The organism is Gimesia maris (genome assembly GCF_008298035.1).
Lineage (GTDB): Bacteria > Planctomycetota > Planctomycetia > Planctomycetales > Planctomycetaceae > Gimesia > Gimesia maris.
In genome coordinates this window covers 6,408,485-6,425,270 of sequence record NZ_CP042910.1, presented here as the reverse complement: position 1 = coordinate 6,425,270, position 16,786 = coordinate 6,408,485, and the positions used below count along the sequence as shown (strand labels likewise).

Annotated in this window: 15 protein-coding genes; 8 read left to right on the top strand and 7 right to left on the bottom strand. The window is 52.9% G+C overall.

What is annotated here, in order from left to right; translation table 11 throughout:
* The first annotated feature begins 146 nt into the window (after positions 1-146).
* On the top strand, positions 147-1,454 hold the full coding sequence (locus GmarT_RS23850) for a Gfo/Idh/MocA family protein (RefSeq protein WP_002649314.1): 1,308 nt from the start codon (positions 147-149) through the stop codon (positions 1,452-1,454).
* Positions 1,455-1,558: 104 nt separating this feature from the next.
* On the opposite strand, the gene GmarT_RS23845 is transcribed toward GmarT_RS23850, so the two are convergent.
* On the bottom strand, positions 1,559-1,945 hold the full coding sequence (locus GmarT_RS23845; RefSeq protein WP_149303333.1) for a hypothetical protein: 387 nt from the start codon (positions 1,943-1,945) through the stop codon (positions 1,559-1,561).
* A 285-nt stretch (positions 1,946-2,230) separates the two neighbouring features.
* A complete protein-coding gene (locus tag GmarT_RS23840) occupies positions 2,231-3,187 on the bottom strand; it encodes a mannonate dehydratase (protein ID WP_044239042.1) in 957 nt (318 codons plus the stop codon).
* Positions 3,188-3,403: 216 nt separating this feature from the next.
* Between GmarT_RS23840 and GmarT_RS23835 the strand changes: the two genes are divergently transcribed.
* The gene (locus GmarT_RS23835; protein WP_002647710.1) at positions 3,404-5,101 is read left to right on the top strand and encodes a formate--tetrahydrofolate ligase; all 1,698 of its coding nucleotides are present in this window, start codon (positions 3,404-3,406) and stop codon (positions 5,099-5,101) included.
* A gap of 148 nt (positions 5,102-5,249) precedes the next feature.
* Here the strand turns inward: GmarT_RS23835 and GmarT_RS23830 are convergent, their stop codons facing one another.
* The 3 genes from GmarT_RS23830 to GmarT_RS23820 form a co-directional block, all read right to left on the bottom strand.
* Positions 5,250-6,617 carry an IS4 family transposase gene (locus GmarT_RS23830; protein ID WP_002646599.1) on the bottom strand — a complete coding sequence of 456 codons (1,368 nt, stop codon included), beginning with the start codon at positions 6,615-6,617 and terminating at the stop codon, positions 5,250-5,252.
* Positions 6,618-6,794: 177 nt separating this feature from the next.
* The gene (locus GmarT_RS23825; RefSeq protein WP_002647711.1) at positions 6,795-8,012 is read right to left on the bottom strand and encodes a mandelate racemase/muconate lactonizing enzyme family protein; all 1,218 of its coding nucleotides are present in this window, start codon (positions 8,010-8,012) and stop codon (positions 6,795-6,797) included.
* A 44-nt stretch (positions 8,013-8,056) separates the two neighbouring features.
* A complete protein-coding gene (locus GmarT_RS23820) occupies positions 8,057-9,529 on the bottom strand; it encodes a M81 family metallopeptidase (RefSeq protein WP_002647712.1) in 1,473 nt (490 codons plus the stop codon).
* 76 nt (positions 9,530-9,605) lie between these two features.
* Here GmarT_RS23820 and GmarT_RS23815 point away from each other — a divergent pair, with 76 nt between their 5' ends.
* Together GmarT_RS23815 and GmarT_RS23810 are read left to right on the top strand one after the other, a co-directional pair.
* Positions 9,606-10,457 (top strand): IclR family transcriptional regulator, encoded by an 852-nt coding sequence (locus tag GmarT_RS23815; protein ID WP_002647713.1) that lies wholly within the window; start codon positions 9,606-9,608, stop codon positions 10,455-10,457.
* 7 nt (positions 10,458-10,464) lie between these two features.
* Positions 10,465-11,133: an RraA family protein gene (locus GmarT_RS23810; protein WP_002647714.1), complete on the top strand. Its 669-nt coding sequence runs from the start codon at positions 10,465-10,467 to the stop codon at positions 11,131-11,133.
* 9 nt (positions 11,134-11,142) lie between these two features.
* On the opposite strand, the gene GmarT_RS23805 is transcribed toward GmarT_RS23810, so the two are convergent.
* Positions 11,143-12,615, bottom strand: coding sequence for a sulfatase-like hydrolase/transferase (locus GmarT_RS23805; RefSeq protein WP_002647715.1), 1,473 nt, complete (start codon positions 12,613-12,615; stop codon positions 11,143-11,145).
* 310 nt (positions 12,616-12,925) lie between these two features.
* Here GmarT_RS23805 and GmarT_RS23800 point away from each other — a divergent pair, with 310 nt between their 5' ends.
* The 4 genes from GmarT_RS23800 (at position 12,926) to GmarT_RS23785 (ending at position 16,184) form a co-directional block, all read left to right on the top strand.
* Complete coding sequence (locus GmarT_RS23800; protein ID WP_149303331.1) at positions 12,926-14,182, top strand: hypothetical protein; 1,257 nt, start codon at positions 12,926-12,928, stop codon at positions 14,180-14,182.
* Between the two features lie 65 nt (positions 14,183-14,247).
* Positions 14,248-15,603, top strand: a complete 1,356-nt coding sequence (locus GmarT_RS23795; RefSeq protein ID WP_002647718.1) for an NAD(P)/FAD-dependent oxidoreductase — start codon at positions 14,248-14,250, stop codon at positions 15,601-15,603.
* Positions 15,604-15,627: 24 nt separating this feature from the next.
* Entirely contained in the window at positions 15,628-15,936 is a 309-nt protein-coding gene (locus GmarT_RS23790; protein ID WP_002647719.1) for a hypothetical protein, read from the top strand.
* A gap of 41 nt (positions 15,937-15,977) precedes the next feature.
* Positions 15,978-16,184, top strand: a complete 207-nt coding sequence (locus tag GmarT_RS23785; RefSeq protein WP_002647720.1) for a hypothetical protein — start codon at positions 15,978-15,980, stop codon at positions 16,182-16,184.
* Between the two features lies 1 nt (position 16,185).
* Here GmarT_RS23785 and GmarT_RS23780 read toward each other — a convergent pair whose 3' ends face one another.
* Complete coding sequence (locus tag GmarT_RS23780) at positions 16,186-16,677, bottom strand: hypothetical protein (protein ID WP_002647721.1); 492 nt, start codon at positions 16,675-16,677, stop codon at positions 16,186-16,188.
* Positions 16,678-16,786: the final 109 nt, after the last annotated feature.

Genomic DNA, 16,786 nt, shown 5'->3' with positions numbered 1-16,786 from the left:
TTTCCCTTCGGCCTTGCGATATATTAAAAAAAGTTAATATATTAGGTGCGTCTTCAATAGAGATGGCGATTTTCTACCACGAATCACCGTCAGCCATGTTCATTCCAGTGACACAATAGATCACTTCTCACAAGGAGATTTTTTTAATGTCAAATTCTGTTGACCGCCGCGAGTTCCTCAAGAAAGCGCTGATTGCGGGAACTGCCGTGCCTGCCTTCACGGGGGCTCTCCCTCTAATGCCGCTGGAAGCCGCTTCCAAAAGTAAAAGTCCCAACGAAAAACTGAACCTGGCTTCGATCGGCGTGGCCGCCCGGGCTTATGCGAATATCAGCGGTACAAAAACAGAAAACTTCGTCGCGCTCTGCGATATCGATTCGAAGCGTCTGGAGATTGCCTCCAAAGAATTCCCCAAAGCCGACAAGTACGATGACTATCGCAAAGTTCTTGATCGCAACGACCTGGACGGCGTACTGGTAAGTACTCCCGATCACATGCATGCTCCGGCAGCGGCAGCAGCGCTGCGAAAAGGCCTGCCCGTTTACTGTGAAAAACCTCTCACGCATTCCGTCTACGAAGCACGCGTCCTGACTGATCTGGCCGCGAAAGCCGGTGTTGCCACTCAGATGGGCAACCAGATTCACGCCACCGACAACTACCGCAAGGTGGTGGAAATGGTTCAGTCCGGTGTGATCGGTCCCGTCCGCCGCGTGCATGTCTGGGTCGGAGGCGGCGTTCGTATTGAAGGCGAACGTTCCAAAGAAAATAATCCCCCTTCTTACGTCAACTACGATCAATGGATCGGGCCGGCTCCGTTCCGTCCTTATAATGAATCCCACTTCCATTTCAACTGGCGCTACTGGTGGGATTTCGGTAACGGTCAACTGGGTGACTTCGGTTGTCACTATATGGACCTGCCTTTCTGGGCATTGAAACTGAAATATCCCAAAACGGTCGTCGCTGTTGGAGAAAAAGGGCATGGCGGCGTGAATGAATGCCCGAGCCTGATGAAAGTCGATTACGAATACGAGGCCCGCGAAGATCTGCCTCCAGTGCACATGACCTGGTATCACGGCGGCTGGAAACCCAAAGGCGCTGAAGTCTACGAGAAAAACAGCGCCGTCCTGTTCGAAGGGGATGACGGACGTCTGCTCGCCGACTATGGCACGAACAAGGTCTTCATGGAAGCCGGCAAAGAAGCCAAACCGGTAGAACCTTACCTGACCCGTCCCAAGAGCCACCACATCGAATGGCTGGATGCCATCCGTAACGGTACCCCCACGGGCAGTAACTTCAATTATGCCGGCCCACTGACAGAGACCGTGCTGCTGGGCAACGTTTCTTACCGCGTCGGTCAGAAGAAGCTGGAATGGGATGCCGACAACCTTAAGGTCACCAACGTCCCCGAAGCCGCCCAGTACATCAAACGCGAATACCGCGAAGGCTGGACACTGTAGTTGGTGTGAATCAATCAGACGAACTTTACTTCGTCACAACAAAAAAGAGCCTGCTGAATCTGATTCAGCAGGCTCTTCTTATTTCGGCTTTAAATCGCAGTCGTTTATTTATACTTCACAACCGTTTTATAGTTGGGCGCTAAAAAACGGGGACCGCGGCTCTTATAGACGACTTTTCCTGGAGCGTAATAAGAGTAAGCGGGAGCAGGGGCATAGTAAGTGGTCACAGGCTGCACCACAACCGGAGCGGGTTGATAGTAAACCGGAGTCATGACCGGTGCGGGTACCAGTGCGGGAGCATAATAAGCGTTCATGGCTGGTACATAGTAGGCGGTATTAACCGGAGCAGGCACCGAGTAAACAGGAGCAGGTCCTACATACGGAAATGGTGAACTGTAGTAAGTGATGCGTCCGCCTGCTTCAGAAATGGAAGACATCAAAGAGAAACAGGCGACAACAGCCGCCGCGGCAAACAACATTCGAATACGCATGGGTCTGACTCCTAAAGAGTGGAAAATCGAGTTTAGTCACTGATGAACCGGGCACAGTTCATTCTGCTCAGACGCTTCCCCAATGAGGTGCCTCCTGCCTGCGATCTCGACTTCCCTGTCAGACGTCATCAACTGGGTAAGTTGTGCCTGCTATAACGATTATACAGGGAATTCCGCGCACATCTACCAGCCAGTTCATGTTTTTTCAATCTCAGACAGATCAATAAACTGTTATGGGTTATGGTTTTCCGGAGAATTGGCTTGATTCGAGTGACAAAGCAGTCCTCAGCATTTCTGAGCCCCCTCAATCAGTCCCTGCAGGTAACCGAAGGCATGCAGGCGTCCCAGCATCGTATAACCGGGCTCTCCCGCTTCTTCTCCCACCAGCTGAGGCACATGATCGGGGCGAATCGGTCCTGTGAACCCGATATTCTGATATGCTTTGACGGCGGCAAACATGTCGGTCGGGCCGTTATCGTGAAACGTTTCGACAAAACGTTCGCGCGTTCCCCGGATATCCCGGAAATGGACATAACGGATATGAGATCCCAGTCGCTCAATCGTCGCGGGAATATCAACGCCCATTTCTGCAAACGTGCCCTGACAGAAACAGATGCCATTCGCGGGGCTCGAAGAGAGTTCCATCAGACGTTCGAAACTCTCCACCGAATTCATGATGCGGGCTTTCCCCATGAATGTGTCCAGAGGCGGATCATCGGGGTGCATCGCCAGTGTCACGCCGCACGCTTCGGCGACCGGTAGCAGTTCCTGTAGAAAGCGTTTCAGGTTGGTCCAGAGTTCCTCAGCGGTGACCGGGGCGGATTCTTGATCGCGTGTGGTTTCTGAAAGCGAAACCGCCTGCTCAGCCTGCTCGAGATCAAAGCCGGTCACGAATGCACCGCCCCGCTCCGGCGCTTTCAGTTCTGTACGGACCCAGTCGGTTCCCGCCATAAAATTGTAACAGACAAAGGGGATGCCTGCCTGCTGCATGTTCTGCAACAGCGATTTCATTTCCGCAATCTCTTCGTCAAACCGCTCATTGCCCAGCTTGATGTTTTCAATGGGTAGATATCCTTCGATCGCCGCTATCTGCAGACCGCAGGCAGTGACCCGTGTTTTGATTGCCTGTAGCATTTCCAGACCAGGCCCCGGATAACGGATCGTCACATGTGTGACACCAATTTGTGACAGCAGTTTCAGGTTGTCATCGGTAAAAGGCGTTACGACTGATGTCAGCTGCATGTTTTGTTTCCAGTACTCAGGTCTGATGAAATTCGCAGGAAAGGAGTCCCTCTTTTCCTGCAGTCCTAATTGCATTTTTATTGTTTCTCGCTGAATTCACAATGACTGGTACACAGAATTCACAGGTTCTGGCATTTCTCTGATACAGGGACTAAGCTAGAATTTTGCTTTCCCATACACTGAGCGAGCAATACTTTATTCTGACAGGCGCAACAGATGCATCGCATTACTCCTTCCAGCCCCGACGGGCGAATTCTCAGGGACATCGATTCCCTTGCGAAAGAAATCGGGTTGGGACCAGGTGACTACGAGCCGTACGGCCGCCTTAAGGCCAAGCTGGTACACGGTCTCGCCGACAAATATGCTGATCGCCCCCTGGCAAAGTACATTGGCGTCACCGCGATCAATCCCACTCCGCTGGGCGAAGGCAAAACCGTCACTGTCATCGGACTGGCGATGGCCCTCTCTCAACTGGGCCACACCACGATCGGCACACTCCGCGAACCTTCGCTGGCGCCGGTGTTTGGCATTAAGGGAGGCGGGGCCGGTGGAGGCAATTGCACGCTGGAACCTCAGTCCGATATCAACCTGCATTTCACCGGCGATCTGCACGCAGTCACCTCGGCCACCAATCTGCTGGCCAGCATCATCGATAACCACATTGCCCGGCGGAAGATTCCCGAGATCAATCCGAAGACCATCACCTGGAAACGGGCCCTGGATCTCTGCGACAAAGGCCTGGCCCACATCATCAGTGGGCTGGATCAACCGCTGCAGGCCCCGCTCCGTGAAACCGGCTTCGACCTGACCGCCGCCTCGGAAGTCATGGCGATTCTCGCTCTGGCCAGCAATCCCCGCGATCTGCGACAGCGACTGGGACGCATTGTTGTCGGCATGACGTACGACCGACAGCCGGTGACCGTCGAACAGCTGGGCTGTACCGGTGCGATGGCGGCCCTGCTCGTCGATGCACTGAGACCCAATCTGGTCCAGAGCTGTGAGGCGACGCCGTTTCTGGTGCATGCTGGCCCTTTCGGCAACATTGCACACGGCAACAGTTCTATCATTGCTGATCAGATCGCTCTGAAACTGGCCGATTATGTCGTCACGGAAAGCGGCTTTGGCGCGGACTGTGGTGCAGAAAAGTTCTTCAATATCAAATGTCGTACCAGCGGTCTGCAGCCTGATGCCGAAGTGCTGGTCTGTACCGCCCGCGCCCTGAAATTACAGAGCGGGCTATTCGACGTTCATCCGGGAAAACCGCTGCCCCCGGCACTGTTGGAAGAAAATCTGGATGCCCTCCACGCCGGCGCCGTCAACCTGCGGGCGCATCTGGAGATCATCCAGCAGTATCATCTGCCCACCGTCGTCGCCATCAATGCCTTTCCCGATGATTCCGAACGGGAACTGAAAGAGATTCAGAAGATCGCGCTCGAACAGGGCGCCGCAGCGGCCGTCATCACGCGCGCTTTCAGCGAAGGAGGCGAAGGCTCCCTCGCACTGGCCGCAGCGGTCGTAGAAGCTGCTGCACAGCCAAATCAGTTTCAGTATCTCTATCCCCTGGAAATGCCGATCGCCGAAAAAATCGAAACGATCGCAACCCGCATTTATGGTGCAGCTTCTGTTGAATTCGAACCACAGGCCCGCAGACGTATGCAGGAATACGAACACTCAGGCTACGGAGACCTGCCCGTCTGCATCGCTAAAACGCAGTACTCACTTTCCCACGATCCGCACCTGCTGGGACGACCGACCGGCTTCACCTTCCCAGTGCGTGACTTGCGTCTCTCGGCGGGAGCCGGGTTTCTCTACGCGTTGAGCGGTGAAATCCGCACGATGCCCGGTCTCCCTTCAGAGCCGGCCGCTTTGCAGATCGACATCGACGATACCGGCAAAATCATCGGCCTGCATTGAGAGGCAATAGAAATTGCCAGAGAGCGTTTCCTGGTTAGAATGCATCCCTGCAAATGGGAGAAACCGCGGCTAACGCCGTGCGGCTAATTTTTAGACAAGTTGCCAATCGGAATGACTGATTAGCCGAAGGGCGTTAGCCTAATGGCACTTACTTCAGATCAGTGTGTTTCAATTTCTCTGGGGGCTTTTTTCTTTTTTCGAAATGGTCTCTCTTTGAACGTTTGGCGTAGCATTCTCTTTTTACGCTTCGGCTGGCAGCGCGATTGGGTAGTTTATCTTTGGTCGCGTAGAACAGTGCTCGCTCGAAGGATTCACGCCATGATTCTGGCTCAGTGTGCAGGTGCTTCAACAGGAACGTTTGGAATGTTGTCCAGGTTCGCTTAAAGCTCATCCGCCGCGGAGCAACCTGATTCAGTTCAGCCGCCTGTCTGCGGAATTGACCAACTAAATTGTAGGCGACCACTGACGTATACAGCTCTTTCAAAAACGTGTCTACCTTCTTGGCGCGAATGTTCTCGGTGTCCAATACGACCTTCAAGTTACGAATATCAACTTCGACATTGACCCTTTGATTGTAGAGGTTGCCCAGGGTGGCAGCGTCTTGCGGCAGGCTGGTAACGCAATACAGCGTCAAGGTTTCATTGACGATGATTTCGTGCAAAACAACAGCCAGCGAAGCGTCCCTGGGGAGCCCGGGTTGTGTTTTACGGTTTTTGGGGGTCGGAGTCCACTGGTGTTGGTAGGTCTTATGTTTTGGGCTTTGCGATACGAGTTTTGCTTTGGCTCGAAGTGACTCAAAGTTTAACTTCTTCATGCGTAGAAAAAAATCATGCCCCAGGAGTTGTGCCTGGTAAGCAACGCCAAAGATCCCAAATCCTGCATCAGCCATGATGATCGATTCGTCTGGCAGGCAGTGCATGCCATTTCGGGCAAGTTCCGTTTCGGAAACCGCTTCAGGTCCATACATGGCCCCCAGCTGTGGCAGCAAGGCACATCCACTACTGAGTTCGTGAAAAACGGTCAGATTGACAACAGGCCAGACACTTTCACCGTGCTGATTTGAGGCGGGCGGAAATTTCGTTTGTAATTCTTTTTCCGGTGCTAATGTGATCGTGGTTCCATCGAGTAAAAATATTTGACGACCGTCCAGCAGGGTTTCAGATTGCCCGACGATGGCACGAGTGATTTCATTGGAAAACCATTTCACAACATCCAACGGCAGTTCGCTGCGAGCCCGGCTGTATGCTGCACTGTTGGACGAGAGTGTACCCTGGCTTAATCGTTTGTTTTCAGGAAGGTAGTCAGGTTGATTTTCAATCAGATGCTTCACCGCCGCTTCGAGTGAGGCATCTGGTTTGAGGCGTTGAAAAATCAGCATCCACAGCACAACGCAGGCGGTATAGATTGCATTGGGCCGCCTGGGATGCAGCTGATCGGCTTGGCGTAAGTCCACCAAATCTTTAAGTTGTTCGAAGGCACGATCGAATTCAAGAATCTGTTCCGGTGATTGTTTCACAGCGTGATTACTCCTGGCAAATTGGCAGTCTATTTTCAAGAATAGAATCCTGCGCAAATCCCATGCCAAACGGCTGGGGTAACCAGCTTAATTTAAAGTAAGTGCCATTAGGCGTTAGCCCCGGTTATGTGTCAAAGCTAGGGACCATTCGAATTGTAAAACGCTACCCGGGAACTGCTAAGTCAGCTCCGTCGCACGATACTGGTTCGTCCCCGGCGTAAACAGTTCGGGCAGCCAGGCAACTCCCAGACCCGGAGTTTTCGGTATGACAATCCGTCCCTGCTCCACTTCAATCGGGGTGTCGATCAGCTGAGGATAAAGAATCCGCAGATGCGCCCGCAGGCTTTCCTGCCAGGCGACATTATTCGAACTGGCGGCGACATGCACACCGGACAGCAGTGTTAAGGGACCCGTGCAGTCATGCATCACGACAGGGACATTATAAAACTGCGCCAGACGGGTGATGTTCCGCGTTTGTGAAATACCCCCCACCCAGGTGGGGTCAATCATCACAAAGTCAGCAGCTCTTTTTTCCAGCGCCAGACGATAGTCATCGGGGCCGTTAAACATTTCACTCACGGCAACCGGAATACCTGCTTTATCGCGAAAGTCACTCAGCGTATCCACACAGTCGACCCGCAGCAGATCTTCGGCCCAGAGAATATCATACTCCTGCAGTCGTTTGGCAATCCGGATCGCGGGGGCGAGTTGAAAGAACCCGTGTCCGTCGATGATCAGTTCGATGTTACTCCCCAGTGACTCCCGGATTTTCTGGAATGGTTCCAGTGCCCGCGTAATATCTTTTTGTGTGATATGCAGGGGACCGTTGGTTTTATGCGCGGCGAAATCCAGTGTCCAGACTTTGAGCGCCTGGTAACCTTCCGAGATCAGTGAACGTGCCAGTTCAACCGGTTCATTGACGGCGGACCAGTAGTCATTCAGCGGACCCTGATTTCCCACGGATCCATATCCGGGCCAGGTGTGTGTGGTCTTTTCTGCATTGGCGCCACCGTAAGAAGGGCCGCCGCAGCTGTTGTAAGTACGAATCGATTCCTGTACACAGCCACCCAGCAGCTGCCAGACCGGTTGTGAAGTTGCCTGCCCGAAAATATCCCACAACGCGAGATCAATCGCCGAGATCGCCCGCAGCTCGGTTCCCCGCGAACCAAAGTTTGTCGACCGTTCGTAAAGAAATCGCCAGTGCGCTTCGATATCCAGGGGGTTTTTTCCTATCAGGTAATGCGACATCCAGTCGTGGATCATCGCGGCTACCGCATGCGGCGCGTAATAGGTTTCACCGCAGCCGACGAGCCCTTCACTCGTATGAATGCGGACCAGCAGTAGACCGGGCATGATCGAATCGGCGATCGAGGTTTCAATTTTCGTGATCTGCATACGGTCTCTTTCTTAGCGGAGGTAGACTCGAAGTGGAATTCAGTTTAATCGATCGATTCAAAAGGAAACAGTGGCTGACGCCGGTACTGATATTGAAACTGTTCCATGTCGGCTGATGTGACGCCCGGCGTATTTACGCGAATCAGGTTCGGGCAGACCGGGCTGTAAGCGGCCAACGGTGCCTGGACTCCCTTGGCAATCAGGATCTGGTAGTCAGCAGGTTCAACGCCACATGACGTCAACTGCCCCAGGCTGAACGGCGGCGTGCGATGACTGTTGAGCATGATCGTCAGGCCAAAACTGGTTTTCACGACTGCAGTGGGGCCCATCTGAAATTCGGTTTTACCCCCGTGCCTGACTGCCGGTTCTTTAAAATGGCCGTCATGAATACTCACCACGGTTACATCGCAGACCAGCGGCGCGCCATGTTGATCATCGGTCTTACCTCCCATTGCCAGTTGAGCCAATGTAGCTCCCGGACCCGCGACGATCGCCTGTTGTGCCGCCTCGGGGTCGTAGAGACAGGCAAAGCTGGGGGGGCCGCCTCGCTGTTTGATTGCATGTAAAATCGTTGTGCCATCCGCGGGAGAGCCGCCACCGATATTGTCCCCCATATCCAGAAAACAGACTGGTCCCTCCAACTGTTCCGCCCGATCCAGCGCATCGTCAATGCCCACCAGGTGTGCCCGAAAATCATCACGACGCTGAATCAAGGTTTCACCCAGCTGGTCGGCCAACTGTTGTGCCAGTTCGCGATCATTATCAGTCACGACAATAAAACCAGAACCCATCTCGTGCACGTCGGCGTAAGGGAACCCCAGGATAATACTGTTACTCAGTACGCCCGGCGTTTTCAGCATTTCATCTGCCAGTTGATAGAGTGAGGCACAGGGTTCAGACGAGGTATGCTGCCGCTCAATATTAATTGCGAGGGGAACAAAACAGGCGGCCTGCGTTGGTTTGACATCACCATCGAGAATGCGTTGCATCAGCCGGGCCGCTTCAATGCCCCGGTCGCGCTGATCGATGTGGGGATTTGAACGGTACACGATCGTCGCATTACAGGTATCGATCATCGTCTGCGACACATTCGCATGCGCATCCAGCGTACAGACAATGGGCAGATCCGGTCCGACTACGTCGCGGACCTGCGTCAGCCAGTACCCATCCAGGTCACGCGCATTTTCACTGACTCCTGCACCATGTGGCGCCACCAGCAGACCATCCAGGGGACCCGCGTTTTTCAATTCTTCCAGCATCTGTTGCAGGAGTGACTCGACGGTTGGCTGGGTGATTGTTCCTCCGGGCAGAGCACGAGCCACAAAAATCGGCACTGCTTCGATGTCCGTTTCTGAAAGACTGGCGAAAAATCCGCCGATCTCATGTGCGGAATCTTTAAAAACAGGATAGATCGCATCCCCGGTCGCCAGCACATCGTATTCAAAATCCGGCAGTTCCGTCGCCGACTGAATGAACGTATTGGACTCGTGTTGCAACGCAATGATTCCGACACGCATGAGAGGCTCCTCTATGAACCGGGCAAAATTTGAGACTACCAGAATTCCATAAGAAAACAGGCAGTTATATCTTAAAATGGAATGGTGTATTCAGTATATTGGAACGTATCTGCGATTGCAAGCAGCGATCGACTGGCTTTATGTTCTGTTTTTCCGGATGTCATTCTCAATGCTGATTACCAAAGAAATCACCTCTCTGGGTAAGGCCTTTCTGGTACTTGAGGTGCTGGCGACGGCTGACGGTTCGTTGACTTTGCTGGAAATGGTACACGAGCTCGGGCTCCCCAAACCGACCGTGCATCGGATCCTGCAGGAACTGCTCGAACTGGGCTATGTGAGTCGCCTTGAGAAAGGCGTGTATCAGATTACACCGAAACTGAGGCGGCTGGCATCCGGTTCGCTGGAAGACCGTTTAAAGGAACTGGCGGCTCCCCTGCTGAGGGAGTTGCATGAGCAGACGGGGGAAACCGTCAATCTCGGCGTTTTGCGGGGCACCCAGGTTCGCTATCTGAGTGTGCTGGAGAGTACCCATCCGTTAAGGCGGATTGTCGAGCCCAGCAGCACCGATCCATTTTACTCGACTTCACTGGGGCGTGCGATCACTTCACAACTGACGGACGAAGCCTGGGATGCGTTGATCGCGCGAACCCGACTGGTCGCCCGTACGAGAGAAACAATTATCGATCTCAAGCAGCTTCGAAAAATTCACCAACAGACGCAGGCCGACGGTTATTCCGTCGAACAGGATCAGAACGATGTCGGCGTCACCTGCATCGGCGCACCTCTCTATGAAGGGACGCAGGTTGTTGCCGCCATCAGTTTGAGTGTGCCCACAGCACGCGCCGATGCGAAAGCGTTGCAACAGTTTATTAAAGCCGTGGTGCGGACGGCCCGGCAGATTTCCCGACAACTTCAACCTCAGACATGAGACAACCATGAATCAGACACAACCGGAAACCATCACGCTCGACATGATGCGGCAGCATCTGCACTCAGCCATCATCTGCGACGCCCTCGATGCGCTGGGATATACGAACCAGTCGCCGCGTAAAGAACTGCTGCCGATGACGGTGGAGTCGGTCGTTGTCGGACGCTGCAAAACCAGTCTCTGGGCGGACATGTACCACGTCGATCCCAGCCCTTATGAACTCGAATTGAAAGCCGTGGACTCGATCAACGCCGATGAAGTCTTCATTGCCGCTGCCAGCGGTTCGATGCGGTCGGGGATCTGGGGCGAACTGCTTTCCACCGCCGTCAAACATCGGGGCTGTGCGGGTGCCGTCATCGATGGTGCGGTTCGCGATGTCAGGCAGATGCGATCCATGCAGTTTCCCGTCTGGGCAGTCGGAACGTCTCCCTATGACAGCAAAGACCGTCAACGGATTATCGACGTTGATGTGCCCGTGGAAATTGGTGGCGTTTACTTCTCACCCGGCGATCTGGTATTTGCCGATGTGGACGGCATCGCCGTCGTGCCCCAGGCCGTCGAAGCCGAAGTGATTCAGTCCGCCTGGAAAAAAGTGCACGAAGAAAACACGTTCCGCGACAGCATCAAGAACGGCATGTCGGCGACCGAAGCGTTCGCCAAATACGGGATTTTATAAAGACTACCGCTAATCGGCTTTCGCAGGATTCCACCAGGCATCCAGTAACCGTCGCAGTTCTGCCAGTGACTCAGCAGAAGCGGGATCGTTGATCAGGTTCTTCGTCTCGCCTGGATCGTCTTCCAGGTCGAACAGCACATCGCCTCGGGTGTAATTATTCCACGTTTTCCCTTGTGCATTCGGGTTATGCGAAGTAATCAGTTTCAGATTTCCTTTGCGGATCCAGCGATGTGCGACTTCCCGTTCCGGCTGTTTCAATGCCGTCGCATCTCCCGGAAAGACTTCTCCATAGACGGCGCGATCTTCTGGCAATGCGGCTTCCCCTTGCGCCGAAGGGAGCAGGTTGACGCCTGGCAGTTTCGCCGCCTGTGTTCCCTGACCGGCTGCATGCAGCAGTGTCGGCACGATATCAATACTGCTGACCAGCGCTGTATGCGTGGCAGATTTAGTGTGCCCGTCCCAGCGGATCAGGATGGGTGAACGCAGACCGTCTTCATAGGGAGAGCGTTTACTCTCTTTCGTATGATGAAAGTTTTCGCGTGGCTTCATTGGTCTTTCGCCCGGCGTCCAGCCATTGTCAATGACAAACAGAAACAGCGTATTGTTCGGGTCGGCCTGCTGTTCTACGAACTGGACCAGTTCTCCCACAGTCTCATCGAATTGCGAACAGCTGGCATAATACGCGATTTCATTTTTCGCCACGCGCGGATTATTGCGATACAGGTCAAAATATTTTCGGGGGGAATCGTGAGGCTGATGAGGCAGGTAAGGTGCATACCAGACGAGCCACGGTGTTGACTTCTGTTCGCAGTCTTTGACGAAGTCATAAATCGGCTGCATCGTTTCCCGACCGATCTTCAATCCCCAGTCTCCATTGCCGTGCGCCGCCAGTTCCCCATTTGCCAGTCTGCGATTGCCGCCGAACGACTGACCGGGCACCGGTTCGAAAATGGTCATCCCTTCGGTAAATCCGGCGTTGCGATAATGACCTTCCCAGAACTTGCCCGTCTGCAGACAGCGGTAACCGTTCGCCGCCAGAATGCGGGGCAGCGTATCGACGTTCTGGATCAGTTGAAACGCCTGGCTGCGGGTTGACTCGTATTCCCTGCGAGATGTCATTTTATTGAAGGCACTATTACCTGGAGGCGGATGGTTGTAATGGATCCCGCTTTGATGCGGATACAGGCCGGTCAGCAGGGTGGCCAGCGAGGGGCTGCAGACACTGGTCGGCAGATAGCCATTCACATACCGGGCCGATTGTTTTGCCAGCCGATCGATGTGAGGCGTCTGAATCTCTGTGTTGCCCATGAAGCCGAAATCACGAAATGTCTGATCGTCTGAAATAATCAGCACAATATTGGGAGAACGCACGGGTTCCGCTGCGGCGATCCTCCCCTGACTGCCGAGGAAAACAGAGAGGGACAGGATCGGAAAGATCAAATTCCTGAAAGCGGGCTGGGCATCAATTTGAGTGCGTTTCATTGGCGCGAATCTCTCCACAGTAAAATTGAGACGGTTTCCAGGAATTCAGCATAACTTGAAATGCCGGGGCTGTCATTCCGAATCTGCGTGGCGGAATTCCACTTTCGCTGCAGGACAGTCGATGCCGTATCTCCCATTGACTGTGAAAAAAATGAAAAGAAAGCAATCCAAACATTACAAATCCGATTTTGTGCGGTAACATAAGGTCTGCTGCAGTCTACGAAACCGGTTAAGGGAGTCGCGGCGACGGCAGTTCCTTTCAGGTATATTCAAACCAGAAAATCAAATGCATCACAGTTTCAGGAAAGGGATGATTCCAGTGAGTATCAATACATTAGAGTATCAACCGGGCGGCGACAAAAAGAACTCCGAGTTTTTTGAAGACTACCGGATGAAGATTTTCGAACGTCGCAAGTCCAGTGGCATCGAAGACCTGCTCGGTACCATGCGTGGCATGGTGCTGCAGGTGGAAACGGGAGAAGTCCTGCCTTATCTGCATGAACTTTACCTGATGAGCCCTTATCGTTTTTCTGCTGCTTTCAGAAATAATACGCATAATGTATATATCCTGACTTCGCATCCCGATTATCCGCGGATGTTCATCCTGGAACCGCTGGAGAAGGACTACGCCGACGAAATCACCATGTTCAATCGGCTCTATCCACTCTCCAGCAAAAAGCCTAACGCCCGTTACATCGGTGAAATCTTCAGTACCAAAGATGTCAACGAAACGCGGAGCACACTTGAGTCACACAGTGTCCGCTTCAATTATCATCACGAAACCAAAAATCCGTTCTTTACCGATGCGCATTTTGTATTCACCTTCCCTTCCGATTTCACCTGTAACCGGGTCGGCTATACTCAAGAAGACATCGACGACTACGACGTACTTCAGCTGGGAAAACCGTTCGAACTGGCACCCGAAGTTATGGAGTCGCTGAACCAGGTGCTCGCGTTTGGCGAAGCGCATCAGCTGAATAAACTGGTGCTGGGCGTCGACCATCTGGCCACCCGGATTCTGGCCGGCGAACGGGAAGATGCCATCCTCGAATTTCTGACCATGTCCAACCATTACTTCTGGGGCGCTTACAATATTTCGGAGATGAACTCTTCCACGAATGTAACGCGGAACGGCTATGTCGATAACGATAAAAAATCACCCGCCAAAGTCTTCACTGCCAACAATACACCCTCCTTCGTGAACTCCTTCGAAAATCTACCCATGCCCACCGAAGACTTCGTCCGCAATTACGGACGCCGACTCCATCATATTGCCTATGAAGTGCTCGACGGCGATCATCGCGGCGGCGAAAAGAATGTGGATTACGTCGTGCAGACTCTCAAAGACCGAGGCATTCCGTTCCTGGCACATGTCGTCGGGGAATGCCTGGATGAACCCAATCTGAAACAGATATTCTCCAAACATTCCCAGTATTCGATTCTGATTACCGAATATGTCGAACGCTGCCACAAATACGAGGGCTTCTTTACGAAGTCCAATGTCGCCGCTCTGACCGAAGCGGCAGGCATCGACGAACGCTATGATCACGGGCATGTTTTCGACTGACAGACACCGACTGATGTTCCCCCGAATTCTGCGCTGCTTTACTTACTCCAGAAACTGAGATCACCATGAATCAGACTTCTAAGGTCCTGCCGCGAATCGTCATCATCGGAGGCGGGTTTGGCGGTATCAATGTTGCCAAAGCATTCAAAAATGAAGCGGTCGAAATCGATCTGATTGACAAGCGGAATTATCACCTGTTTCAGCCCCTGCTGTACCAGGTGGCGACGGGCGAACTGGACCCGGCAAATATCGCGGCTCCCATTCGTAAGATTCTCTGGAAGCAGAAGAATGTGCACGTCGCGTTAGGGGAAGTCACCGCGATTGACTTTGATAAAAAGCTGGTCTGCTTTGATGGCGGCGAACTCGACTACGATTACCTGGTCATCGCCACCGGTGCCCGGCAGTCGTATTTCGGTCACGATGAATATCGTGTGCATGCACCGGGATTGAAGTCGATTGATGATGCGCTGGAAATCCGCAGGCGGCTCTATCTCGCGTTTGAAGAAGCGGAATGGGAAGCCGATGAAGAAGCCCGCCGCAAGATTCTGACGTTTGTGGTTGTCGGAGGGGGACCGACGGGAGTCGAACTGGCTGGCGCCATCAAAGAAGTCGCGTCTGAAACCCTGCCCCGTGAATTTCGAAATATACACTGTGATATGGCCCGCGTGATTCTCGTTGATGGCGGTTCGCGACTGGTGGGGCCCATGCCCGAAGATTTGAGCGCCCGCGCTCAGCAGGTACTGGAAAAGATGGGGGTGGAAATCCATCTGAATGTGCACGTAACCGATGTGACCGAAGATGGCGTGAAAATCGGCGAGGAAACGATTAATGCCGAGAACGTCTTCTGGGCCGCGGGCGTACAGGGACAGGATCTGGCGAAAACACTGGACACTGAAGTCGATCGAGGCAGCCGAATCGTTGTGGGGCCGGATATGTCGATTCCCGGCCACCCCGAAGTGTTTGTGGTCGGAGACGCCGCGCATGCGACTGATGCGAAAACCGGTAAACCGGTGCCCGGTCTGGCGCAGGGCGCTATTCAGACCGGTCGTTTCGTCGCGGACATTATCAAACAGGAACTCAATGGGAACGCACCGCAAGAGCGGCCGCAGTTCAGTTATTATGACAAAGGTTCCATGGCGATGATCGGTCGTGGAAATGCGATCGCCGCGATCGGCAAAATCCATTATGGCGGCATTCTGGGCTGGATCTCCTGGAACATTCTCCACGTCATGTTCCTGGTCGGATTTCGCAATCGTTTCAAAGTCATGCTTGACTGGTGCTGGAACTACATCTGGAAAACCCGCCGCTCGCGACTGATTACCGGCGACCCCAAAGTCCACATCAAACAACTCTATTCTGATCATCAGCCCCCGGATGTCAAACCCGGCAAAAAGAATCAGCACGAAACCGACGAGTCCTGAATCTCAGTCAAGGAGCCGTTTAAGATGAAGTATCTGATTGCTGCTTTCATGACAGGATTTTTAATTCTGGCGATGTTCGGTTTCATCTGGAAAACGGAAGGCGAATTTCGCCAGGCCGCCCTGGATCGGGGCTGGGATGGCGAACAGGATATGGGCATGGAACTGCCCGGTGATCTGTTGCAGCGAATCTCCATCGCCAACCTGTTGAGAGTGTATTCGATTCCCATTTCCGTCCTGTTGGCGGGGCTCTGCTTTGGAATCGCGTTCCAGGTGGGAGGCTCAGGAGGCGATGCAAAATCAGATCAGCCTGTTGTGACCGAAGAACAAAAGTAGAAAAATGTTACCAGTTTGATTTCAACATGAGGAAAACGGACATGGATTCCGAAGCACACAAAGCAGAAAAACAACGTGGTTCTGCAGAAGCGGGACTGGTCTATTTTGGCGGAGTTCTGACAGGTTTTATCGGGATCATCGGATCTGTGATGGCGTTTTTTAATGCGGAAGCTGTGGGAGGCAGTCTCTACCTGCTGGCTTCTGCCGTTGTCTTTGGTTTACTCGCCAATGCCATGTATCGCCATTGAATTACATTCCGAGGTGCAGCACATAATGAGAGCCAGTGGAAGCCTGTCGGGCAAATTCGTGAAGTGTCGTCAGCACAGAGATTATCCATGTTTTTTTGATTTCGAGCACTTCATAGTAGCCGGCAGTTGAAGAATGGGTTGGTGGATCAGTGGTCCAGGGACCGGTCAGATGGATGAGATCGGGGGCACCTTGATAAAGCTCTTTGAGATGAAATAGAATCCGTTCCCAGTTTTCCGCTCCCTGTTTGTTGACGATAGTCAGGCCATAATAATTAAAACCGAGGCCGGTTTGCTTCTGATTGGAGACTGCGGGGTTTAGTGTGGGAATCCAGTTGAAACAGTCGTTAAAATAACGAAGCAGATCATCGGGAACACGCACGGGCGCATCTTTGCGACTCAGTAAATCATCATAATCTGAGTACGCGCGAGCGCTTTCTGCAAATATCCAGAAATCATGATAAGGCCCGCTTGGCTGTACTGGTCTGTGACTCATTGTTTTTTATTCGGAGAAGGCATAGGTTGCAGCTGGTACGTGTTCGACAAGTATAATGTCAATTATTTTCAACCAAAAAAAGATTTTAGTCTGGCAGGACCGATTTAAA